The organism is Peribacillus sedimenti, from assembly GCF_046237635.1.
Lineage (GTDB): Bacteria > Bacillota > Bacilli > Bacillales > DSM-1321 > Peribacillus > Peribacillus sedimenti.
This window is the reverse complement of sequence record NZ_CP143547.1, coordinates 3,170,888-3,194,374: the sequence shown is the minus strand read 5'-3', so window position 1 is coordinate 3,194,374 and position 23,487 is coordinate 3,170,888. Positions and strand designations below refer to the sequence as shown.

Below are 23,487 nucleotides of genomic sequence, written 5' to 3'. Positions count from 1 at the left end.
CAAAATTGAACTTCCTGATAAGACCTAATGCAACCATTATATTGGAGGATTTAAATGACTCATACTCAAAATAAAATTGCGATAGTAACCGGAGCGAGTAATTCAAGAGATATTGGGACTGCTATTTGCAGAAAATTAGCGTCCAACAGTATTGATATATTCTTTACACATTGGAATGCGGATGCTGACTGGATCAATCAATTTATCAAAGAGATCAGTGATGCAGGTGTCCGAATCGATTCAACTGAAATTGATTTATCAACCGAAGATTCTGCTATCCATATACTTGATGCAGTTCAAAATAAACTTGGATTGCCTTCCATCTTGGTCAATAATGCTGCCCATTCAAAAAGCGATGGTTATTTAAATTTAGATGCAAAAACACTTGATGAACATTATGCGGTTAACATGAGATCCACTTTTCTTCTATGTGCTGAATTTGCGCGTCGTTTTGAAAAAGGCAAATTCAATACAGGAAGAATAATTAATATGACTTCCGGACAAGAATTAGGCCCTATGCCTGGTGAATTAGCTTATGCAGCGACGAAAGGAGCCATTTCAGCTTTCACCAGGTCCCTATCAGCAGAACTTGCACCATTAGGAATAACAGTTAATGCAGTAAACCCGGGCCCAACAGATTCAACCTGGATGACTGACGATATAAGGGAGCAGCTTCTGGCCAAATTTCCTATGGGACGTATTGGCTTGCCTGAAGATGTCGCACGTATTGTTGCTTTTCTTGCTAGCGATGAGGCAAATTGGGTTACTGGTCAGGTTATAAATTCTGAAGGTGGCTTCATTAGAAACTAACCAAATATTACTTTATTGATTGTCTCACCGTATGCGTTGCTGTCCAATTGTAACCGAAAAACTTTTCTATTACCTTACTAGTATTATTTTTATCCATGCAGGGGTTCCTTATCGCCCGGCAACTGAACGCTCTTCGTCTTGCCTGTCATGTGAATCTCACAAAGAGCAAGATTATCATTTTGAATAGCTGCAGGAACTATAAAGGTAGTGGTTCCTAAAGCTGTTTTCACTCTAGTAGGTATTCGTTCGGTCAACCGCCGGATATTTGATTATACTTGTATAATGCGCACAAAAAAGGCAATAACGCAGTAGTGCGAAATATAAAAAATGTCAATTAAAATTGGGAGTACGCAACATGTGCTTAACTTGATCAATGGCTGAATATTTGTATCTATAAAAACGCCAGAAGAAGAAGAAGGACGCAAATTTTTATTATGTTGAAAACTACTTTTTTATAGTAGGAAATAACTTTGGGAGATGGCGATTTTGCAAACTAATCTATATTTTGTACGTCATGCACATTCCGAATATACTCCTAATGAAAAAGGAAGACCTTTATCTGAACAAGGCAGGTCTGATGCAGAAAGAATTAAAACCATATTGAACAAAGAAAATATAGATCATGTCATTGCAAGTCCCTATAAAAGGGCAATCCAAACAGTTGAAGGAGTCGCCATGGCTGACAATGCAGTTATTATTGAGGATGGGTTTAAAGAAAGGAAGCTGTCCGATGGGCCTGTTCATGACTTCCAGCTTGCCGTCGAAAAAGTATGGAAAGAACCGACTTTTTGTTGGGAGGGCGGTGAATCGAATACAGTAGCCCAGAGACGCGGAGTCATGGTAACTTTAAAAGTATTGGAAAAATATCAAGGTAAGAACATTGCAGTAGGAACACACGGAAATATCATGGTGCTGATCATGAACTTTTTTGATAAGAGATATGATTATAGTTTTTGGAGAAGTCTAAGTATGCCGGATATTTTTAGATTAATTTTTGATCAAACAGGGCTTAAAGACGTTAAAAGAATCTGGAAGGAATAGACTGGAAGATTATTGTTCTGCTGAGCCAAGTCTAGAATAGGTAACTCATTCTTTCACGTTATATTATGAAAAAAATAATAACTGGTAATTTAATGGTGTAACCCATGATAAAAGAACTTTTTAGTAAAGATAGCGACACAGTGTTATCATTCCTTCGCCAGGAGCCACATTTTAACGGTCTTATAATAAGTGGTATAGAGGATGAAGGAATTATTCCAAGCTTCATAAAAGTGTACGGAGAATTTGAAACAGGTGAATTGAAAGCAATCTTACTATGTTTCAAGAATAAATTAGTTTACTATTCCTATGAGCATCGGGACGTCAGGGTTTTCTTGGAGCATATACGCTCATCAAAGATAAATAGAATGAACGGCAAGAAAAATTTTATTAGAAAAATTTAAACCTTACTTAAATATTGTAACTGAAAGTCATTCCTACATATTAAGAATGGATGCTCTTTCAAGAAATCAGAAGAAAAAGGATCTGAAAATAAAGAGAGTACAAAGCATTGAAGATTGTTATAGGCTTTATGATTTATACAGGCAAGTCGGAGAGTATTCCTTCATTGCTACCAACAAAGAAGAATACACAAGGAGTCAAATGAACCAACTCACATACGGAAGTTCGAGAACATATTATGCAGAGGTAAATGGTGATATGGTTTCAACAGCTTCCACTCAAAAAGAACGGAGCGCTACAGTTATTTTAGCAGGAGTAGCCACTCCTTCTCAGTTTAGGGGCGATGGGTATGCTTCCCAGGTAATTGAAGCATTGTGTAATCATGTTATCCGGGAAGGGAAGACTCTTTATTTATTTTATAATAATCCTGCAGCTTGTGTGATATACAAGAATATCGGCTTTATAGAACTCGGACAATGGACAGTCGTTGAGTTTGAATAACCGAAGTTTCATGTAAATAAACTGGTTATTACCGTTTTTTATAATAGAATCTTCCAAAATTGTACAAAAGGATAATAGAAGTTCTATTCAATTTGTTTAGAAGGTGATTTTTGTTGAATATACGCAATGTTAGAATGGAAGATTTATCTGAGCTTGTCGTTATTGAGAATCTTTGTTTTACGGAACAAGAAGCAGCAACGGAAGAAGCGTTTAAAAAGCGGATTGAAATGATTCCTGATAGTTTTTTTGTAGCTGAAGAGGAAGGTGTAATTGTTGGCTTGGTGAATGGACCCGTTGTTGAAGCAGAATACATAACAGATGACCTTTTTAGTGATATAAAGGCAAACCCAGTATCCGGCGGACATCAAAGTATTTTAGGACTAGCTGTCTCCCCCCATTATCAAAAAAGCGGAGCAGCCACAGCGTTACTTACTTATCTTGAGAGAGATGCTCGCTCGAAAAATCGTGAAACGATTACACTTACCTGTAAAGAGAACTTGATTCCCTTCTATGAAAACCGAGGTTTCCTCAAGAAAGGTGTTTCTAGTTCTGAGCATGGAGGAGCAACCTGGTTCAACATGATTAAGAAATTGAAGTGAAAATAATTCCTTAAAAAGCTTGAGTAAAACTGAAGAACCCTATTGATCTATGTAATGTGTTGTGATACATTATATGGAAATTGGGGGGGTAAAAATGAGATGCAATCTCTTATAAGTATGATTTTTAACTCACAATTCAATCATCATAAACAGTAGCCTTGCTATCCGATTTTTCAATCGTACATAGGAAGGCTATTTCCCATTAAACCGCATGGATTAAGTTTAAAACTTATATCTGATGCGGTTTTTTATTTTTTACAAAGTGAATGGAGGAAAAGAAAATGAAAAAAATGGATTATCAAAATGTAAAGGGCACACAAGATTACTTACCGGACGAAGAAATGGAAAGGGTGCGTATTAGGAGAATATTAGAAGACACTTTCATATTGTATGGCTGTAAGCCGCTCGAAACACCGATATTAAATTATACAGGACTTCTTGCTTCCAAGTATGGCGGCGGGGCTGAAATATTGGAGGAAATGTATATTTTGACCGATAGAGGGGAAAGAGATCTGGCACTTCGCTGTGATCTCACTATCCCGTTGCCAAAGTTGTGGCTATGAATCCTTCCATTAAAATGCCTTTTAAAAGATACGAGATAGGGAAAGTATTCAGGGATGGTCCAATCAAAACAGGAAGATTTCGCGAATTCACCCAATGTGATGTTGATATTGCAGGGGTGGAATCACAAATTGCTGAAGCCGAGTTAATGATAATGGTACTTGACGCATTTGGGAAACTTAATATGAAGGTTATCCTTCAATTTAACAACCGGAAGTTGTTGACCGGTATGCTGGAGGTAAGTGGAACGCCAGATGACAAACTGAATAAAGTAGTTCTGACGCTGGATAAACTGGAGAAGGCAGGGTTAAACGCGGTGATTTCAGAGCTCAAAGGACTAGAATTAAATGAATCGACTGTCGAATCCATAAAACAGTTTTTAACAGATAAACAGAATTCAAGTTATCATTATTATGAACCTTTCGCTGAGCAGAATGAACAAGTAAAGCAAGGTTTAAAAGAGCTGAAAGAACTGGGAACCTATTTAGCTTTTCTTGGTGTGAATAATGAATGTGTGTTCAATCCATTCCTGGCAAGAGGGTTAGATATATATACTGGTACTGTATATGAGGTTTTTTTAGCTGACAATGCAATTAAGTCAAGCATTGGAAGTGGCGGCAGATATGATCATGCTATTGGTGGATTAATCGGCACAAATGAAAAAGTGTCAACAGTTGGAATTTCATTTGGGCTGGACGTTATTTTCACAGCCTTAAAAGTAACCAAGAATCACAAATCAAAAGGTTCGGAAATCGATTTTTACATAATTCCACTCAATACGCAAAAAGAGTCCTTATTATTGGCTTGTTATCTAAGAGGTCAAGGATATAAGATTGAAATGGAAATGGGAAATAAAAAATTAGTAAAAGCCCTTGATAAAGCGAATAAGGAGAAAGTACACAACGTTATTATAATAGGAGAGAAGGAGATAAATACCAATCAATTTAAAGTTAAAGATATGATGACTGGGAAAGAGAGAATCGAATCTTTTCTATTTCACAAGCAAAATTAAGCGCATCTTTTAAATCAATTCCTTGAGTTCTAGTTAAAGCTGCTTTTAGGGCAGCTTTTTTCGTTCCAGTAGAGTATGGTATTGACCAGATTTCTGCTCATATTTATGTTACTATGGAAAAAACAGGGATAAGGAGATTTTCATATGTTGTTTAAAAAACAATTTGAGCAGAAGAGTGTCAATGGGGTGAAAATGGCCGAAGGCATCTTATCATTTAATAGTATAACATTAAACGTACATTCCTTTTTCCTTGATGGTGTGTTGATTGACACAGGAGCTAAGGCGTTAGAAGGCTTTTTCAAGCCCTTTTTTAACAATCTTGAAATTCAACAGGTGGCAATAACACACTACCATGAAGACCATACTGGATGTGCTGCCTACTTACAGGAGAAGTTTCAGCTGCCTCTCTTCATGAATGACATTATGATTGGATATTGCCAAAAAAAGGCTGATTATCCTATATATCGTCAATTGTTTTGGGGCAAGCGCAGGCCGTTTCGTGCTGAACCAATTGAGGAAGTATTTCATTCCCGAAAGGGGACTTGGAGAGCGGTTAAAACTCCAGGACATTCCATCGATCATCTCGCATTTTTAAATCAAGCTACAGGACAGCTTTTTACAGGGGACCTATACTGTCAATCACGTACCAGAGTAGTTCTGCGGGAGGAAAATATCCCAAGCATTATCGAGTCATTGAAAAACATCTTAACTTATGATTTTGACGAAGTGTTTTGCAGCCATGCGGGATACTTGAACGATGGGCGTACGGCTCTAAAGAACAAGCTGGAGTATTTGTTGGACCTGCAAGGAAATATTTTGAAGTTATATGATGAAGGAAAAAATCACAAAGAAATTAATTCGTTACTGTTTCCCAAAAAATATCCCATTACTTTTTTTTCCTCGGGGGAATGGGACTCTATCCATATTGTAAACTCCATTATTAACGGAAGAAGAGAAAATAGCTATTTTTCATCACCCGTAAATGAATGAATAATCATTCAGGATGTGATTTTTCATTTGACTGGTGGATATATTTCAGTTCTGCTCTTTGACTGCCATCGCGCTTCTTTTAATATTCGAACATGAACAGTTGTCTGAACAAAGAGTCGTCATTGATACTATAAAAGAATATGACTGCAGATTAAAAATGAACTATAAATGTTTAGGTAAATAATAGTTATGGAGTACATCTTCGCTTTTGTGAACTGCGAAGCTGTGGCAAGAGTGCGGTTCGGACAATGGACGATTTGTTTTGCTGTAATGATTAGTAATTTGCGATGTGAACCCATGATGTAAAGGTCTTAACGCCTCGATTTCTACGGGCGTTTTTTGTTTCGACAAAAACCCCTTTGTTTCTCATAATATGGTAATCTTAAACTGAAGTAATATATGTTTGCCGCTTAGGGGGGCGAATGAGAATTAGTACTATACTGTGAAAAGGGAGTCTCCGATATATGGGTTTGTTGTCTGCTATACTTTTAAATGTCATCTTGCCAGTCTTTTCCCTAATTGCCGCCGGTGTCCTTCTTCACCGTAAATTTTCCTTTGATATGAATACATTGTCTAAATTGACTACATATTTTCTCATGCCGGCTGTCAGCTTCGCCAATGTATACCAAAGCAGCCTTGCCGGCCCTGTGATGTTATCAATTCTTGGGTTTTTGTGCCTTCAGAGCCTGAGTTTAATGCTGCTAGCGTCCCTAGTAGCTAAATATGCGAAATTTGACAGAGGTCTTGCAGCCACCTTTAAAAACAGCGTAGTACTGTTCAATTCCGGGAACTTTGGACTGCCTGTAAGCCAGTTCGTATTCCAGCACAACCCGATTGGGGCTTCGGTGCAGATTGTGGTGTTAATTTTCCAAAACTTGATGACCTATACGTATGGATTGTTTACGTCTGTTTCCGTTGCCAATCACGGAGCAAAGGCGTTGTATCAATTCTTGAAAAACCCGGTTTTGTATGCATTTGGTCTGGGATTAACTCTGCATCTTTTTTCCGTAAAAATTCCTGGTTACTTATGGTCTCCGCTCGAGACTACATCGGATGCTTTCCTGGCTGTAGCGCTGGTAACCCTTGGAGCGCAAAGTGCGTATGTGTCCATAACACGCTTGTCTTTTCCATTAGTCATTTCTTTAATCGGCAGGCTTGTGCTTTCACCGGTTATTGCATTTACGATCATCTGCCTGTTAGGAATTGAAGGGGTTATCGCTCAGGCCTTATTCATTGCGAGCTCTTTCCCAACTTCTCGTAACAGTGCTTTATTCGCTCTGGAATTCAACAATCGTCCGGAATTAGCTGCACAAATTACAGTAGTCTCGACAATAGGCAGCATACTGACTGTGACAATAGTCGTCTATTTATCCAATGTATTATTTTGACCGGGGCTGCTTGAGTCATTCATTTTTATGAGAGTGCGCCATCGCTTGGCTTGCACGAATGTGTTAGTACGAACCGTTAATAAGCAGATGTGTGGGTGGCTTGTTAAGTATAATTATCAATAGAAGATGTTATTCCTGTTGAAGGTCATGCATACAGTTTACATCGGAATGAAATTCAGTTTCTTGAACGGCTATGTAAAGCTATCGTAAGGCTTAATTTAAGGTCTTTCAGGAAAATTGTCTGATTAATGAGGGAGAGAAACAATGTTACAGTCACTAATCTTTGATATGGACGGAACACTATTTCAAACTGACAAAATATTAGAATTGTCCTTAGATGATGCTTTTAATCACTTGAAATCGCGAAATTTATGGAATGGACCAACACCGATTGAGAAATACCGTGAAATCATGGGTGTTCCTCTGCCGGTGGTATGGGAGGCCTTATTGCCAAACCATTCCAATGAGATAAGGGAACAAACTGATGCTTTTTTCCTTGAAAGATTAATTGAGAATATCAGGAAAGGCAAAGGTGCTTTATATCCGAATGTCAAGGCAACATTCAGCTTTTTAATTGAAAACAACTGTTCCATATACATAGCAAGTAATGGTTTGCCGGAATATTTAAGCTCAATTGTAAAGTACTATAATTTGGATCGCTGGGTTACTGAAACATTTAGTATCCAACAAATAAAGTCGATGGATAAATCAGATTTAGTCAAAGCGATCATACAAAAATATAATATTAAAAATGCAGCTGTAGTCGGAGACCGCCTTTCTGATATAAAAGCGGCAAAAGAAAACGGATTGGTTGCCATAGGATGTAAATTTGATTTCTCGAAGGATGAAGAGCTTGCCCAGGCTGATATAGTAATAGATAACTTGATTCAATTGCAAACGGTATTATTGGATATAAAAGAACCTGAATCAACAGTTTTCTGAAATGGACGTCAGTCCTGCTTCTGGCGGCTTTTTTAGCGTATCTAACCAAAGGGAGCATTTTGTAAAAAGTGTTTCTGCACCGGATATAGTTCCTTTATATTCATAATAAAATTAGACAAGGGAAGCGGATAAAATGAAGAAAAGCAAACAAAATGCAGAACATTACATTTGGGGAGCAAATTGCGATGGTTGGCATTTAGTAAAGAATGAAGAATTAAGTGTTATCCATGAACGGATGCCCTCTAATACCTCAGAAATAAGGCATTATCATAATCAAGCTCGTCAATTTTTCTTTGTTTTATCAGGTACTGCAACATTGGAAATCAATGGGGAACGAATCGTATTAAACCGTGAAGAAGGAATAGAGGTTCTCCCACTAACAGCGCACCAAATGTTCAATGAATCAAAGGGGGATGTGGAATTCCTGGTCATATCCCAGCCCGCAAGCAAGGGTGATAGAATCGAAGCAGATCATATAAATTGTGATTGAGCTTTAGGTGCTAACCGAATTAAGCTGAAGGGGGCGGTTTAATTAAAGAAAAGAAGGAAATTCTGAAATCAAAAATTTATAAGTATTTTATGATTTATGTATAAAGTGGTGGTCGAGTTGCAAAGAAAAGTGCCTGAAAAAATACATATTATAGGCTCGGTTGGAAGTGGAAAAACCACTTTAGCAAAAGCCTTATCTTCTAGTTATGATATTCCATACTATGAGTTAGATAATGTAGTGTGGAAAAGGTTTGATAATGGTGATGTTCGGAGAACAGATGAAGAAAGAGACCAGTATTTGCGCACAATTATAGAATCGAAGTCCTGGATTGTCGAGGGTGTACATTTTTCTTGGGTATCCCAGAGTTTTAGCAAGGCAGATTTAATTATTTTTCTGGATACAAACTATTCAACTAGAAAGCTCAGGATTATAAAGAGATTTATTTTACAAAAAATCAGATTTGAAAAAGCGAACTATAAACCTTCATTTAAAATGTTCAAGAGAATGTTTGGATGGAATGCGGATTTTGAAAATATTTATAAACCCGAGATTAAAAATATGTTACAAATACATAATGATAAGCTTTTAATTTTAAAAGATAACACTGAAATAGACAACTACTTCATTACAGAGCTGGATCGTTGAAAATTGGTGTTTACAGAATATTGGGTTTTTGTAATGTTGAGGTAAAAGTTTCCATAATAAACCTAATTGATTAGGAATAGGAAGGAATGTTTATTGTTTAGAGAGCTGCCGTTTGGTGAAAGGCAGTCAGTGATTTCCGCCAACTCGACTAAGAGTGGATAGACAGATAATTAGGTCTATACGGTTCATTCCGTTACAGAATTACCTGAGAGGTTTGTTTTTTATCTTACAAACTAAATAAGAGAGTTGCCAGGTTAGGTATAATTTATCGTCTCTTGAGAGGTGTCAGGCTTTTTTTTACAAAAAGGCAGAAGGAGAGGGAAATGATAATCAGGGAAGCGAAATTGTCTGATGCTGCAGGAATTGCTAAGGTACATGTGGATTGCTGGAGAACAACACATAAAAATATATTCCCATGCGAATTTTTATTTGATCTATCGTATCAACAACGGACAGCTCTATGTGAAAAGAACATTAACAAAACCGGAAATATTGTATATGTGGCAGAGGGTAAAGATGGAGAAGTTATTGGTGTTGCCGATGGAAAAGAGAAACCAATGATGTTAAAGTCCCAGGTGATTTAACTTCAATCTATATACTTGAAGCATTTCAGGGAAGGGGAATAGGAAGAGAGCTAATAAAAACACTATTTTCAAAGTTTGAGCATCTAGGCTGCAATACAATTTTTATGGAGGTACTGGAGGACAATGAATCTCGATACTTCTATGAGGCTTTTGGAGCAGAATTATATAAAAGCGAAAGAGTAAAAATTGCCGGTTTAGAAGCCATCCTTAAATCAGTCAGCCTATAGTTTACTGACAATCCTCTAGCTAAATACAAGACACGGCAAGGCAGTTATGTGTGACCTTTTGCTAAATGATTTCACCGGGACAGGATTAGAACAGATGAATTTTCAGTTGTAACTAATTTTCTCTTTCCCGACATTGAAAAACCTTTGTAGGGAAGGGAGTAACGAAAAAGTTGGCCGGTTTTTTCAGACATAGAATTGGCAAATGAACAACCATGCCAAAAAATGAGAGAGCATGGTTGTTCAAAGGTTCTTGTTTTCCTGATTTTAACACATTAATAATCTTGGCCTATACTTAGCTTAGTATTGATCCCTGTTTCATAATGTTGATTCCTGTAAAAATAAATCATTGTTTTTCAAGATCGGACAAGAGGAGTCCTCTTTTTAAGAAATATCAGCATATTTTTATTGATATATATTCCCGCCAGATTCCTTAAACTCCTCTGCCTTTTCCTTCATTCCTTCTTCAATAGCTTGTTTTGTACCCAGATGGTTTACCATTGCGTAATTGCGAATATCCTGAGAGATTCTCATGCTGCAGAATTTTGGACCGCACATGGAACAAAAATGTGCTGTTTTTGCACCTTCCGCAGGCAATGTTTCATCATGGAATTCTAATGCGCGTTCAGGGTCCAGCGATAAATTAAATTGATCACGCCAGCGGAATTCAAATCGTGCTTTAGACAAAGCATCATCTCTTGTTTGTGCTCCTGAATGCCCTTTTGCCAGGTCAGCAGCGTGAGCAGCAATTTTGTACGTTATAACACCCTCACGAACATCATCTTTATTCGGCAAGCCTAAATGTTCCTTTGGTGTTACGTAGCATAGCATCGCTGTTCCATACCATCCAATCATTGCGGCTCCAATGGCAGATGTAATGTGGTCATATCCAGGTGCTACATCGGTTGTAAGAGGTCCCAGAGTATAAAATGGCGCTTCATGGCATATTTCTAATTGCTTATCCATGTTTTCCTTAATAAGGTGCAAGGGGACGTGTCCTGGCCCCTCGACCATTACCTGTACATCATGTTTCCATGCTATTTTAGTCAGCTCTCCCAGAGTCTCCAGCTCTGCAAACTGGGCTTCATCATTTGCATCCGCAATGGAGCCAGGGCGTAAACCATCCCCTAGAGAGAATGCGACATCATAGCATTTCATGATTTCACAGATTTCTTCGAAGTGAGTATATAAAAAGTTCTCTTTATGATGATAAAGGCACCATTGGGCCAATATAGAACCACCACGAGACACAATTCCTGTTAGTCGCTTAGCAGTCAGAGGAACATACCGCAACAGGACACCAGCATGGATCGTAAAGTAATCCACACCTTGTTCGGCTTGTTCTATCAAGGTATCACGATAAATTTCCCATGTGAGGTTTTCAGCCACTCCATTTACTTTTTCAAGGGCTTGATAGATGGGAACGGTACCAACAGGCACAGCCGAGTTCCGAATAATCCATTCTCTGGTTGTATGAATGTTTTTACCGGTTGATAAATCCATAATTGTATCAGCACCCCAGCGTGTAGCCCAGGTCATTTTTTCAACCTCTTCATGAATAGAAGATGAAACGGCTGAATTGCCAATATTGGCATTGATTTTGACATGAAAATTACGGCCGATGATCATAGGTTCAGATTCTGGATGATTAATATTAGCGGGGATGATCGCTCTGCCTCTTGCGACTTCTTCGCGAACAAACTCGGGTTTCATATTTTCCCTTATTGCTATGAATTCCATTTCTGGAGTGATGATTCCCTTTTTTGCATAATGGAGCTGGGTGACGTTTTTCCCTTTTTTTGCACGTAATGGTTTCCTTCTTAACCCTGGAAACAATTGATGATTGGCACGGGGGTCATTCTCCGCTATATAACCATTATCTTCAGGCTTAATTTTACGGCCTTCATATTCCTCCACTTCTCCTCTTTCAAGAATCCATGCATTTCGAAGAGCTGGAAGACCCTTTGCAATATCGACCTCATAATTAGGATCTGTATAAGGGCCGCTTGTATCATAGACACGTACTGGCGGATTCTCTTCTTCACAATATTTACCGGTTGTCGGACTCAACTCGATTTCACGCATGGGAACTTGAATATCTGGTCTTGATCCTTCCGCATAAATTTTTTTACTGCCTGAAAAATTGGACATGATGGATATGTTTTTTTCATTTAACGCCATGGTGGACATGAATATCTCTCCTTTTTGAGGTTTTTAAGGACGAGATCTGAATCATACCAGCAGTAATAAATCAGAAGAGAAAAGAAAAAGCTGAATCCATTAATAAACGGACCCAGCTTATATGTAGAAATTGTAAATACTGAATGAAAATATACATATAACTTCCCTACGCTGGCATGATCCAGATCAGGTCCAAAGGGTCAAGAAACTTTAACGTGTTTCCCTCTCAGCCCAACTTATTGGACTCCCCCAGTTATTGCTATTAAATTGTGATTTCAGTATACATGAGTTTTCAGAAAACGCAAAGAATTTTGATTAAATAGTGATATAAATATCTAAATTAGTAAACATTTCCTATCTTATGTTACATAGTATTCTTATACTTTAGCTTGAAATACTTTCAAATCCTTTTTACGCAGTTAATCCTTTATGAACTGACCGAATTTTAAAAATATTGGCAGAATATTATTTATATTGCTATTGTAAGTTAAAAAATTCTATATTATAACCCAGCGATTAAGAGTATTCAGGAATTTTTATATCCGAAACCGTAGAGTTAATAGGTTAATTAACAGATATTTTAAATAAAGAAAATTGGGATTATTGGACAGAAAAAGGTGATGATGAAGCAGCAAAAATAGTGAATTTGGTTAAAAAAAGGTGTCTGACCCTTGGTATACCATCTCATCTGTTAGATATAGGGGAAAAAGTAAAATAGCTATTTAGCATTCATTATATTTATAAGCACTAATGCAGCTGAAATAATTGCATACTCCGCAGATTTTCTCATTTGGATATATACAATGGAAGCAGGAATATACTCGTTAAACCAAGAAGAAGTAAATGGTTAAACCAGTTTACCGCGTTTTCCGTCCACACATATTTCATCTTAGTGGTTTTCCCTCCTTTCCGTTGTTTAGCCTAGTACAATATACTTTACATGTTAAAAAGGAGAAATGAGAGATTGAAGAGAACATGGATAAAGAAATATAGTATTTTGTTTCATACTTCCTTAGCTCTTTCACTTCTAAGTGTTGCGATCCCGTCCCCCCAATCTGCCGAAGCCGCCAACATAAAGGTTACAAAGGCAGGTGCTGTCCCGAATGACGGAAAGCTGGATACCAAAGCGATTCAAAAAGCAATCAATACAGTATCGAAATCGGGTGGAGGAATTGTTGATATCCCTGGTGGCAAATATGAAGTCGCTGTCGACGCCGGCGGTACTGTTTTGTATTTAAAGAACAATGTTCACATTAGACTTGCGGATGATGCAGTGATCCAGCTGCGCCCTAATAATAAGGGTATACATAGGATGTTTGTTGTTGATGATCGACGAAATGTTACTTTCTCCGGGGGAACCTTAGTTGGAGACAGGACTGGCCATAAGGGGACAACAGGGGAATGGGGCCATGGCATCCAGTTATATGGGCACGCTACCAATGTGAAAATTCTTAACATGACCTTCAAGAATTTTTGGGGCGATGGTATAGAAATAAGCAGTCCAAATACAAAAGTGCCTGACGGTGTAAAAATTGATAGAATTACAGCAGATAACAACCGGAGACAGGGTTTGTCCATTGTTGCAGGACGGAATATCACGGTGACAAACAGTGTGTTCAAAAATACGAATGGTACTGAACCCAGTCACGGGATTGATCTGGAGCGTGATGCACCATATAACAAACCTCTGGAGAAAATCACGATTAATGATAATGTTCTGCAAAACAATGATGGGTATGGATTGGCCTTTGTTTATGTTAATAGTAATACAATTAAGGCAAACAGAAATAAAATTAAAAATAATAAAGAAGGCGGAGTCTTCTTAGGGAACGCTAATAAAGTTCTCGTGAATGACAACTTGATTACAGGAAATGGCTCAAAGGCGCAAAACGATTCGAATAAAAACTTTGGAAGCGGTGTGTTCTTGAACTACAGCTCGAATAATACAATATCCGGCAATGAGATTGAACATAACCGCCGTTATGGAATCCATGCTTTGAACGGTGTGAAGAATAATCATTTTAGAAAGAACAAGATCAAAAATAATACACGTGGAACTGTGATACTGTTCGGTGCAAATTAATAAATGATTAAGTCTGAAGGCTGCCTCTTATTGGCAGTCTTTTATTGTGAATGAATATTCGCGTAATAATTGTCTCAATTGTAATTTGTCACATATGCCGGGAAAAAAGTTCAACAAACGCTTTATATATAATATAATGATGCCATTGATAAATTTCGCCAGGCAGAATCGATAAAAATGGAATTTCGATCCTAAGTTATCGGATCAGTTACTTAACAAGTGATACTTGTAACCTATCATCAATATGCTGATAGCTTTTCTGTTTTTTCAAGCAAGATAGGATTTTTTTCGTGCAATTTACTGAAAGAAAATAATCGTTACTAGACATTTAACCTGCATAGGGCTTTTTTATAAGGAGGAAGAATGGATAAGATTAAGGCTTGGGCCAAAAGTATAAAACGGCAGATTTTTATTCTTTTTTATGCTTGTAAAGATGAAAGAGTACCCTGGTACGTAAAAGTGTATACGGCTTGTATTGTTGCCTATGCATTCAGCCCGATCGACCTGATACCGGATTTTATTCCCCTTCTTGGCTATCTGGATGATGTCATTCTCCTTCCAATAGCGATCATGCTGGCGTTGAAGATGGTACCAAAGAATGTATTATCACACTGTGAAGATAAGGCAGAAGAATTAATGAAAAAGGGTAAGCCAAAGAATTGGATAGCGGGATCAATAATAGTATTGATTTGGGGTGTATTTACTGTTTGGGCTATTTTGCAATTTTATCAATATTTCGGCTAAGGATACAAAACAAGCAATGTGTTTAAAGCATTGCTTGTTTTGTATCCTTTTTTCACCCTGCTTGATAAAAAGATCTCTTATTACATTTCCTCTGTTATGAAAGTATGCCATCCATGCTTAGTCCTGCTGTCCTAATAATTATTCGGCACTTTCTTTTTTAGGAATGCCATTAAATCCTCCAACTTTGTATAGGTATTGAAAAAGCGATAATTGTGATTTAATGTTCATAATGTGCTTTAGATTCCCCATATCCGCTTATCATTTACATAAATGTTAAAGCAAGTTTACATTCTTTTCAAATTTCCTTAATATCCTTTCGATATATTTATATTGTAATCGACGAAAAACTTATTTATTAGGAGGAACCAATCTGTGTTCAAGAAGAAGTTCACGAAAAAAATCATTCCTGTAGCAGTATTAACTACTGTTGCTCTTGGCAGTTTAATTGGCACATCGTTTAATTCTATTGAAAAGGCAGAAGCTGCAAATACTGAAAAAACCAAGTACTCTCAAAATGATAATAGGGAAATTAAAAATGTGATTTTCTTCATTGGGGACGGGATGGGCGTTTCTTATACATCTGCTCACCGATACCTGAAAGATAACCCTAACACTCCTGCCGTTGAACGGACCGAGTTAGATAAATATTTAGTAGGACAGCAGATGACCTATCCGGAAGATCCTGCACAAAATGTAACTGATTCTGCATCTGCTGCAACAGCGATGGCTGCAGGTGTAAAAACATACAACGCTGCAATCGCTGTGGATAACGACAAATCAGAAGTCAAGACTGTGTTGGAAACTGCAAAAGAAAAAGGAAAAGCGACAGGCCTTGTTGCTACGTCTGAAATTACGCACGCAACTCCTGCATCATTCGGAGCACATGACGAAAACAGGAAGAACATGAATGCCATTGCAGATGATTATTATGATGAACTAGTAAATGGGAAACACAAAATTGATGTTCTGCTAGGTGGAGGTACTTCAAATTTTGTGCGGGCTGATCGCAATCTGCCCGAAGCATTCAAGAAAGACGGATTTAGTTATGTAACCAATAAGGATCAGCTGTTAAAGGACAAAAATGATCAAGTACTTGGTCTATTTGCTTCTGGCGGTCTTCCAAAAATGATTGACCGCACCGAAGATATTCCTTCCCTAGAAACGATGACTACATCAGCAATCGACCGCTTGAACAAAGATAAGGACGGGTTCTTCTTAATGGTAGAAGGAAGCCAAATCGACTGGGCTGGGCATGACAATGACATCGTTGGGGCAATGAGTGAAATGGAAGACTTCGAGAAAGCATTTAAAGCAGCCGTCGAATTTGCGAAAAAAGATAAGCACACATTAGTTGTTGCAACTGCTGACCACTCAACAGGCGGATATTCTATCGGTGCCGATGGAATCTATAACTGGTTCGGCGAGCCAGTTGAAGCTGCGAAACGCACTCCTGATTTTATGGCTGAAGCTATCGCAAAAGGTGCAGACGTTGAAGAGACATTGAAATCATACATCGACCAAAATAAATTGGCACTGACCGCAGAAGAAATTCAATCCGTTAAGGATGCTGCAGCTACTAAAAAGGTATTAGATATTGACAATGCTATTGAAAATATCTTCAATAAACGTTCTCATACTGGATGGACAACTGGCGGCCATACTGGTGAAGATGTGAATGTATATGCGGTCGGACCGCAATCAGAACGTTTCGCAGGACAAATTGAAAATACAGACCAAGCGAAATTAATCTTTGATATCCTGGCTAAAAGCAATAAATAAGCTCAGTCATTTATGTGGCATTAATCCCCGTTGCAAGGTTCTTGCAGCGGGTGATTTTCTTCATGCCGAAAAAAATGGAGGAAGATTACAATGAAGAAATTATTTTATATGATAATGTTTACACTCGCTCTTGCTGGCTGTTCGGCTGGAAACGCGTCGGAAAAACCTGTAGAGGAACAAAAAGCATCTGCAGAGGAAAAACAAGAAAAAACAAAGCCTAAAACGAAAGAAGATGTTTATGTGCCAAACCCCCAGGTAACCGATGACATCAAGCTCGTAAAGGTGGGAGAGACTGTAACGGACGCCAAAGGTGAATTGACGCTAAAAGCATATAAACAGGTCAATCGAACGCTGAAAGTAGGGCCCATAGATATGCTGGTGAAGGATATCAAGGTCGTACATTTCAAGCCCGCATACAGCATGATCGACTTTTTCCATGGATATACACATGATGAGGAATTTGATTTTGTAAAAGTCAGCATGGAAGTCAAAAATACGTCGAGTGACACAATGAAGTACACGCCGATTGCCGCCCTTAAGATGAATAACGGTGAACATAAGACATGGGAAGATGATATTTACCTGGAAGAATTGACAGGAGAAATAGCAGCCGGTGAAGTTAAGAAAGGCAACATGGGCTTCATTCTCGAAAAGACTGATCATACAAAATGGGTAGAACTATTAACTAGTGATGCAGTCGACACAACTCATAAAATTAAACAAACAGCGGAACATCTTAAAGTTACCTTCTAGTTGGCTCAAACCGTCCAACTTAACGGCAGCTTTGTTCAAGCCGCTTGAGTTTCAATGAATTGAGATCATTTAGTGGGAAATATTTCGTGAGGCAACAAAACCGCATGTAAAGCAAGCAAATTCGTCTGGTCCACTATATTGCCGCCACAATCTTGTTTTGTTGCGAGTTCGCTGATAATTATTATTCTGATAAAAAGCAACCTGTTCAATTGTTTGAATAACGTCCTTAAAAAATATTAGGAAATTAGAATTCCTAATATTTATTGAGTCGCTCAGGGCGCCTAATTCATCTGTGCGATTAATCGGTTTTTCATTAGCATCATGACTTAAATCACGGAGAGAACTTTCATTTGAAATTATCGCCAATGTGACTAAGAAAAATTACAAGAAGAATGGCCTTGTGCGGTAGATAACTCCTATAGCACAGAATTATTTATAAATGATATATGATTGCAACATAATTTTTTAATCCTCTTTATTTTGGACGGAAAAGTTTGTGGGAACATGCCTGCAGTGTTTGATGGTATGTAAGCGAATTTGTTTTGTTAAATAAAGGAGGATTTTAAAGGTTCCGCAAAGAATATACCAAGCGAAGCAATTATGGCGGTTGACATAGTTGTTTGCGTGTCTTCCTGAAGTGAGAATCTGTACGGTTTTACTAATAGTAAGGAGTTGGAATTCTATGATAAGTAAAGTGGGACAAATTATGTTGTATGTAACAAATCAGGATCAGGCTGTGAAATTTTGGACCGAAAAAGTAGGCTTTAGTGTCATTTCTGAAGAGAATAACGGTCAAATGAGGTGGATTGAAATTGCTCCATCAAATGGTGCGGAAACGAGTATCATTCTGCACGATAAGGATTTTGTTTCAAAAATGGAACCTGAATTAAATCTTGGTACACCTTCTTTGTTGTTTTTCACTAACGAACTCGATCGCTTATATACCGATTTATCCAAGAAAAATGTTACAGTCGGTGAGATAGTAAATATGCCATCTGGCAGAGTATTTAACTTTGCAGATGAAGAACAAAATTACTTTGCAGTAATGGAAAGAAAGTAAAAAATAAAAATTACACTGATAAGGACTTAACCAGATAGAAAAACAGCGGGTCCTGCATTATATGAATCGTCAGTATGAGCCCCTTTCGAATCGAGAAGGGCTTTTTATTTGTACGGCCGCCGTGAATGGAAGAAAACAGTGCCGAAAATTTTGTTCTGAGCAGTTTCTTTTTTATTGTCAGCAAAAGATAAGACGAGAAAAAATGAGGAAAACAAAGATTCCGAATTGAATACTTAGATTTTCATTTTTCTAATGAGATTAGTCAGATAAATAAAACGTGGTGAATATGCAGCTCGTGTAACCCACTTTTATCACAAATAGAAAGGCCAGTGAAGGAAATTTATGTTGTTCAAAACCGGAAAAATAACAGTTCGTGTATTAGATGAAGATGATAAACATCTGTTAGTGAAATGGCTTTCCAATCCATCAATTCTGGAATTTTATGAGGGGAGGGACAATCCGTTTGATCTGAACAAAGTGACAGAAGTGTTTTACGATCCAGAAGACGAGACGGTCATGTGCATTGTACAATATGAGGGTAAAGACATAGGATATGTTCAATTTTATTCGTTAGATACCCTGACACAGAAAGAATATGGATATTTTAACGAAAATATTTATGGAATGGACCAATTTATAGGTGAAACACAGTATTGCAATAAAGGGATTGGAAGCATGCTTGTGTCAGGTATGGTTTCCTATTTGCTAGAGCATGAAAAAGCAGAAAGGATCGTGATGGACCGGCGAACCGGAAACATGAGAGCGATAAAATGCTATGAGAAATGTGGATTTATAAAAGTCAAAAAATTACCGAATCATGAGCTGCATGAGGGTGAATATCACGATTGCTGGCTGATGGAATATCAACCGAATTTCACATAAAACGCGGCGACTTTCATGATTGACCATTTTTCTTATAGAGACTGTTAGCATGAATCATACAATCGGCTTGAAATTATGTAACGTCCGTGTGGAGTTACGCCACTACATATCTATTCGAATAAATTACTGCTGAGGAAGTGCAATTGTGTCGTTAATATTAAACGCTTAACTTACCCTAAGATAAGACCTGCCTATAGAGTCAGGTCTATTTGTATTCTTACTTTCATTTTATAGATGGTCTGGCATATTAGTTAAGGCCTCACCGTTTCGAGTTTGGGTTTCTGGCCCGACTCCGGTATCATCCTTTATGCGCGGCTGCCCAGATGCTCCAAAATTGTCTAGTAAGTCAAATTCTGTTGCTCTTTGCTGTGATTGGTTACGCAGATTATTTGCATTTTTTGGGGATTTCAAATTGCACTCCTCCTTACATTGTCTTTTATTATTCTGTCACAAACATCCGGAATTATTAGGGATAATTTTTATCTGTTAGTGATGGTCTTTGTGGTGAGCTAATTATCTTGAGTATGGGGGAAAGCAGAATCTCTGTTGTTAAAACGAAAGGGTGGATTAAAAAAATGAAACCTTATTCAATTTTGATCGTACTACTTTGTGAGGAATGCCACAATTGGATAATGTGCTAATCGTAATTAATATAATGGAGCATTGATTACATGGCCATGCAAATTAATACTAAATATAGACAACGTTAAGGGAATGTCAACATTTTACGCATATTTAGTTTAATTAGGTTCGCAGTGATTCGGAATAATAATATGTAGTTGCACATTTAGCAAGCTGTTGCCTTTTTTATGGTCAGGAGTAGCAAATGGTGGAGATTACATCAAGAAGGCATGAAAAAAACACCACATGTAAAAAGTTTATCTGCCATCTAGATAAGGTATTGATAAAATGTAGGTGAATTTCTTAACAAGAAATGAAAAGGGACCTTGATTTATTAAAAGGAAAAGAAGCAGCTGCTGTAATAAATGCCTCCTGCTCATTACTTCCACTTGTGGCACCCAAGAGTAATTCGATTTAGTGCAATTTCATCACATTTGAGAAAGGAGAGAGCCAATGGAGTCAATTTGGCTGGAATATGCCTGGGCATTGTTAATATTAATCGCATTAGAGGGATTGTTATCGGCTGATAATGCCCTGGTATTGGCGGTTATAGCCAAACATTTACCCGAAGAACAGAAAAAAAGAGCCATTACTTACGGAATCATAATGGCCTTCGTGTTCCGATTCGGTGCTCTTTTTGCCATTTCATTTATCGCAAACGTCTGGCAAATCCAAGCGATAGGGGCAGCTTATCTCCTGTATTTAGGGTTAAAGCATGTCATTCAGGCACGGTTTGGAAAAGAAAATGAAAATATCCATAAAGAAGACGAAGAGGAAGCTGCAGGTAAGAGTTTTTGGGGAACGGTAGGAAAAATTGCTATAGCGGATCTCGCTTTTGCGATTGATTCGATTCTTGCTGCAGTTGCTCTGGCGCTTGGACTTCCGGATTCGCCGCTTGATGATTTTGGCGGCATGGATGGAGGACAGTTTATTGTTGTTGTTCTTGGCGGTATTGCTGGTTTAATCTTAATTAAGTTTGCAGCCACCTGGTTTGTAAAGCTTCTTGATAAACGTCCGGCATTGGAAACAACGGCATATGCAATTGTGGCATGGGTTGGAGTCAAACTAGCAGTCATTACTCTTGCTCACGAGGATATCGGTGTCCTGGATCATGATTTTCCCCACAGTACAGTTTGGACACTGATTTTCTATGGAGTATTAGTCGGAATCGCACTATTAGGCTGGTTCGCATCAGGCAATAAATCTTTAGCGAAAAATAAATCCTAAGAGATAAGAACGAAAAAGATCTTTTAAGATAAAAGCTCGGTCAGAATAACGGGCAGTACTCTAAGTTTTTTCCTATGAAATTACAGAGTCAAGTTACAGTATGATTTGGAGCTGCATTTTAGCAGCTCCGTTTTCTTTTTGTGTATTATTAGTTTAATAGGAATAATAAGTTTTGGTTAGTAATGGATTATTTCCACAAAAATAGAGTAAACCACCCAAATATTTTATTAGGGTAAACATTTATGGTGGTTTGATTGAACAGACGGTAAAAAAAATATCTGAAATTTTTATAACTGATAAATATTCTATTGATAATAGTGTTAGTAAGCTTCAATCATTTTCAAAAAAGTTATTCGGCATTGAAACGGCTGCTATTTTTGGAAAAAAAGAAAAGGGTATATATTAATTAATACATACATGGTATCCAGTATATAAACGGTAAAGAATATGGAGCTTTTACTATGAATAAAGTTGTTTATATGAACCTGTTCATCGTTAGTTTTGTGATCATGGGTTTGGAGATGACGGCGACCAGGTTGATCGCACCCTCTTTTGGGAATACGGTTTACACTTGGGGAATTGTGATTGCAGTATTTTTGATTGGCTCGACCATTGGCTATATGGCGGGTGGTTATGTTTCTGATAAAGATAGTATAAACAAGGAAATATTGAAAGTATTATATTTTATGGGACTAGTTTCTGTTTCTATGATTCCCGCCATTAAAGATATGTCATTTCCTTATTTGTCGTCTTTTTCAAGCGTCGGGGGCACGTTTATTGGTGTGGTCATTTTATATTTCATTCCGAATGTGTTATTCAGCAGCATAGGGACTGTCCTTATGAAAGATGGGTTAGAGGAGGAAGTTAGCGGGCGTTTAATCGGGAATCTTCATACCGCATCATCGCTGGGCAGCGTAATGGGGACATTAGTGACCACCTTTTGGTTGATTCCAATCACGAATATAAATGCAGTAATCGGCATTTTCTCATGCTTAATCTTACTTGCATACTGTTTTTATTCCATTGGTACATCACTAAAGCGAGTGGTATTGCTGTTGTGTTCCTTTATATTTGTTTGCATCCCTTTTGCGTGGACCTCCACTCAACCAGATGATGTCATGTATCACACCAACAGTTTGTATCATGATATTGTGGTATACCAAACGGATCATTTTGAGGAGCAAGAAGGCAATTATCGATATCTTACGTTTGGAAATGATGATTCAATCCAGGGAATAATGGATATGCGAACTCCAAACAAACTAGTGCTGAATTATACGAGAAATATTTGGAAGATTTCAAAGGCATTCGCACCCGAGAGTCAAGAGATCTTTATGATCGGACATGGCATCGGTTCATTAACGAGTCAGTTTGAGAATGCCGGTAAAGCAGTGAAAGTAGCGGAGCTGGACAAAACGGTGCTGGAGGTAAGCCAGAAATATTTCCAATATGAAGGGGATAGTGTAGAGATTGGTGATGGAAGAAAAATTCTCTCAGAGCAGAAAGAAAACTTTGATGTGATTATCTTGGATGCTTATCATAATACAAATCAGATTCCTTTTCATTTAATATCAAAGGAGTTCTTTTCGCTCACTTACGAAAAATTGGATGATGCCGGAATTTTAATAATAAATGCAATTGGAACACCAGGAAATGATATTGTGATAGAATCCATGAACACCACATTGGAAAGTACCTATCCGTATGTATATTTATTTGCAGAAGACGGATATCATGAACTGCAGAATTTAACATTCGTAGCAAGTAAGAAGCCGATTGAAGCCGATCCATTGAAAGGACAGCGTAATATTAAAGTCAAAAAGGGTGAATTGATTTTAGACGCAGATACTAAATTAGAGAATCTGAATTAAACAGCAGAAGGTCCATCCTAATCAGATGGACCTTTTTAGCGGTGGTCTATCTTTCTTTTTCAGTTTTGTATTGATATATGGCCAGCAGGAAGTTTTATAT

At 37.7% G+C, this 23,487-nt stretch carries 21 protein-coding genes, 1 pseudogene and 1 riboswitch; of the genes and pseudogenes, 20 read left to right on the top strand and 2 right to left on the bottom strand.

Going from position 1 to position 23,487, the window contains the following annotated elements; all coding sequences use genetic code 11:
• The first annotated feature begins 54 nt into the window (after positions 1-54).
• The 12 genes and pseudogenes from V1500_RS15770 (at position 55) to V1500_RS15715 (ending at position 10,189) form a co-directional block, all read left to right on the top strand.
• Positions 55-810: an SDR family oxidoreductase gene (locus V1500_RS15770; RefSeq protein ID WP_409300659.1), complete on the top strand. Its 756-nt coding sequence runs from the start codon at positions 55-57 to the stop codon at positions 808-810.
• A 486-nt stretch (positions 811-1,296) separates the two neighbouring features.
• Entirely contained in the window at positions 1,297-1,851 is a 555-nt protein-coding gene (locus V1500_RS15765) for a histidine phosphatase family protein (protein WP_409300657.1), read from the top strand.
• 600 nt (positions 1,852-2,451) lie between these two features.
• Entirely contained in the window at positions 2,452-2,751 is a 300-nt protein-coding gene (locus V1500_RS15760; protein ID WP_409300655.1) for a GNAT family N-acetyltransferase, read from the top strand.
• Between the two features lie 110 nt (positions 2,752-2,861).
• Positions 2,862-3,350: a GNAT family N-acetyltransferase gene (locus V1500_RS15755; protein ID WP_409300653.1), complete on the top strand. Its 489-nt coding sequence runs from the start codon at positions 2,862-2,864 to the stop codon at positions 3,348-3,350.
• A 281-nt stretch (positions 3,351-3,631) separates the two neighbouring features.
• Positions 3,632-4,923: pseudogene (locus V1500_RS15750) on the top strand (histidine--tRNA ligase).
• A 144-nt stretch (positions 4,924-5,067) separates the two neighbouring features.
• The gene (locus V1500_RS15745; protein ID WP_409300651.1) at positions 5,068-5,913 is read left to right on the top strand and encodes an MBL fold metallo-hydrolase; all 846 of its coding nucleotides are present in this window, start codon (positions 5,068-5,070) and stop codon (positions 5,911-5,913) included.
• 464 nt (positions 5,914-6,377) lie between these two features.
• Positions 6,378-7,301 carry an AEC family transporter gene (locus tag V1500_RS15740; RefSeq protein ID WP_409300649.1) on the top strand — a complete coding sequence of 308 codons (924 nt, stop codon included), beginning with the start codon at positions 6,378-6,380 and terminating at the stop codon, positions 7,299-7,301.
• Positions 7,302-7,565: 264 nt separating this feature from the next.
• Positions 7,566-8,243 (top strand): HAD family hydrolase, encoded by a 678-nt coding sequence (locus V1500_RS15735; RefSeq protein ID WP_409300647.1) that lies wholly within the window; start codon positions 7,566-7,568, stop codon positions 8,241-8,243.
• A 133-nt stretch (positions 8,244-8,376) separates the two neighbouring features.
• Positions 8,377-8,733 (top strand): cupin domain-containing protein, encoded by a 357-nt coding sequence (locus V1500_RS15730; protein WP_409300646.1) that lies wholly within the window; start codon positions 8,377-8,379, stop codon positions 8,731-8,733.
• A gap of 117 nt (positions 8,734-8,850) precedes the next feature.
• A complete protein-coding gene (locus V1500_RS15725) occupies positions 8,851-9,378 on the top strand; it encodes an AAA family ATPase (protein WP_409300644.1) in 528 nt (175 codons plus the stop codon).
• Between the two features lie 323 nt (positions 9,379-9,701).
• Positions 9,702-9,962, top strand: a complete 261-nt coding sequence (locus V1500_RS15720; RefSeq protein WP_409300642.1) for a hypothetical protein — start codon at positions 9,702-9,704, stop codon at positions 9,960-9,962.
• Positions 9,963-9,967: 5 nt separating this feature from the next.
• Positions 9,968-10,189: a GNAT family N-acetyltransferase gene (locus V1500_RS15715; RefSeq protein ID WP_409306013.1), complete on the top strand. Its 222-nt coding sequence runs from the start codon at positions 9,968-9,970 to the stop codon at positions 10,187-10,189.
• A gap of 402 nt (positions 10,190-10,591) precedes the next feature.
• On the opposite strand, the gene thiC is transcribed toward V1500_RS15715, so the two are convergent.
• The gene (gene thiC, locus V1500_RS15710; RefSeq protein ID WP_409300640.1) at positions 10,592-12,376 is read right to left on the bottom strand and encodes a phosphomethylpyrimidine synthase ThiC; all 1,785 of its coding nucleotides are present in this window, start codon (positions 12,374-12,376) and stop codon (positions 10,592-10,594) included.
• 137 nt (positions 12,377-12,513) lie between these two features.
• A riboswitch (TPP riboswitch) is annotated at positions 12,514-12,628 on the bottom strand.
• Positions 12,629-13,331: 703 nt separating this feature from the next.
• Here thiC and V1500_RS15705 point away from each other — a divergent pair.
• The 6 genes from V1500_RS15705 (at position 13,332) to V1500_RS15680 (ending at position 19,668) form a co-directional block, all read left to right on the top strand.
• Positions 13,332-14,450 carry a right-handed parallel beta-helix repeat-containing protein gene (locus tag V1500_RS15705; RefSeq protein WP_409300639.1) on the top strand — a complete coding sequence of 373 codons (1,119 nt, stop codon included), beginning with the start codon at positions 13,332-13,334 and terminating at the stop codon, positions 14,448-14,450.
• A gap of 363 nt (positions 14,451-14,813) precedes the next feature.
• On the top strand, positions 14,814-15,194 hold the full coding sequence (locus V1500_RS15700) for a YkvA family protein (protein ID WP_409300638.1): 381 nt from the start codon (positions 14,814-14,816) through the stop codon (positions 15,192-15,194).
• Between the two features lie 372 nt (positions 15,195-15,566).
• Positions 15,567-16,973, top strand: coding sequence for an alkaline phosphatase (locus V1500_RS15695; protein ID WP_409300636.1), 1,407 nt, complete (start codon positions 15,567-15,569; stop codon positions 16,971-16,973).
• A 90-nt stretch (positions 16,974-17,063) separates the two neighbouring features.
• The gene (locus V1500_RS15690) at positions 17,064-17,726 is read left to right on the top strand and encodes a DUF4352 domain-containing protein (protein ID WP_409300635.1); all 663 of its coding nucleotides are present in this window, start codon (positions 17,064-17,066) and stop codon (positions 17,724-17,726) included.
• Positions 17,727-18,408: 682 nt separating this feature from the next.
• A complete protein-coding gene (locus tag V1500_RS15685; RefSeq protein ID WP_409300633.1) occupies positions 18,409-18,786 on the top strand; it encodes a VOC family protein in 378 nt (125 codons plus the stop codon).
• 342 nt (positions 18,787-19,128) lie between these two features.
• Complete coding sequence (locus V1500_RS15680; RefSeq protein ID WP_409300631.1) at positions 19,129-19,668, top strand: GNAT family N-acetyltransferase; 540 nt, start codon at positions 19,129-19,131, stop codon at positions 19,666-19,668.
• A 228-nt stretch (positions 19,669-19,896) separates the two neighbouring features.
• Here the strand turns inward: V1500_RS15680 and V1500_RS15675 are convergent, their stop codons facing one another.
• Positions 19,897-20,079 (bottom strand): hypothetical protein, encoded by a 183-nt coding sequence (locus V1500_RS15675; RefSeq protein WP_409300629.1) that lies wholly within the window; start codon positions 20,077-20,079, stop codon positions 19,897-19,899.
• A gap of 663 nt (positions 20,080-20,742) precedes the next feature.
• Here V1500_RS15675 and V1500_RS15670 point away from each other — a divergent pair.
• The gene (locus tag V1500_RS15670) at positions 20,743-21,516 is read left to right on the top strand and encodes a TerC family protein (RefSeq protein WP_409300628.1); all 774 of its coding nucleotides are present in this window, start codon (positions 20,743-20,745) and stop codon (positions 21,514-21,516) included.
• A gap of 461 nt (positions 21,517-21,977) precedes the next feature.
• A complete protein-coding gene (locus tag V1500_RS15665) occupies positions 21,978-23,387 on the top strand; it encodes a fused MFS/spermidine synthase (protein ID WP_409300626.1) in 1,410 nt (469 codons plus the stop codon).
• Positions 23,388-23,487 lie beyond the last annotated feature (100 nt).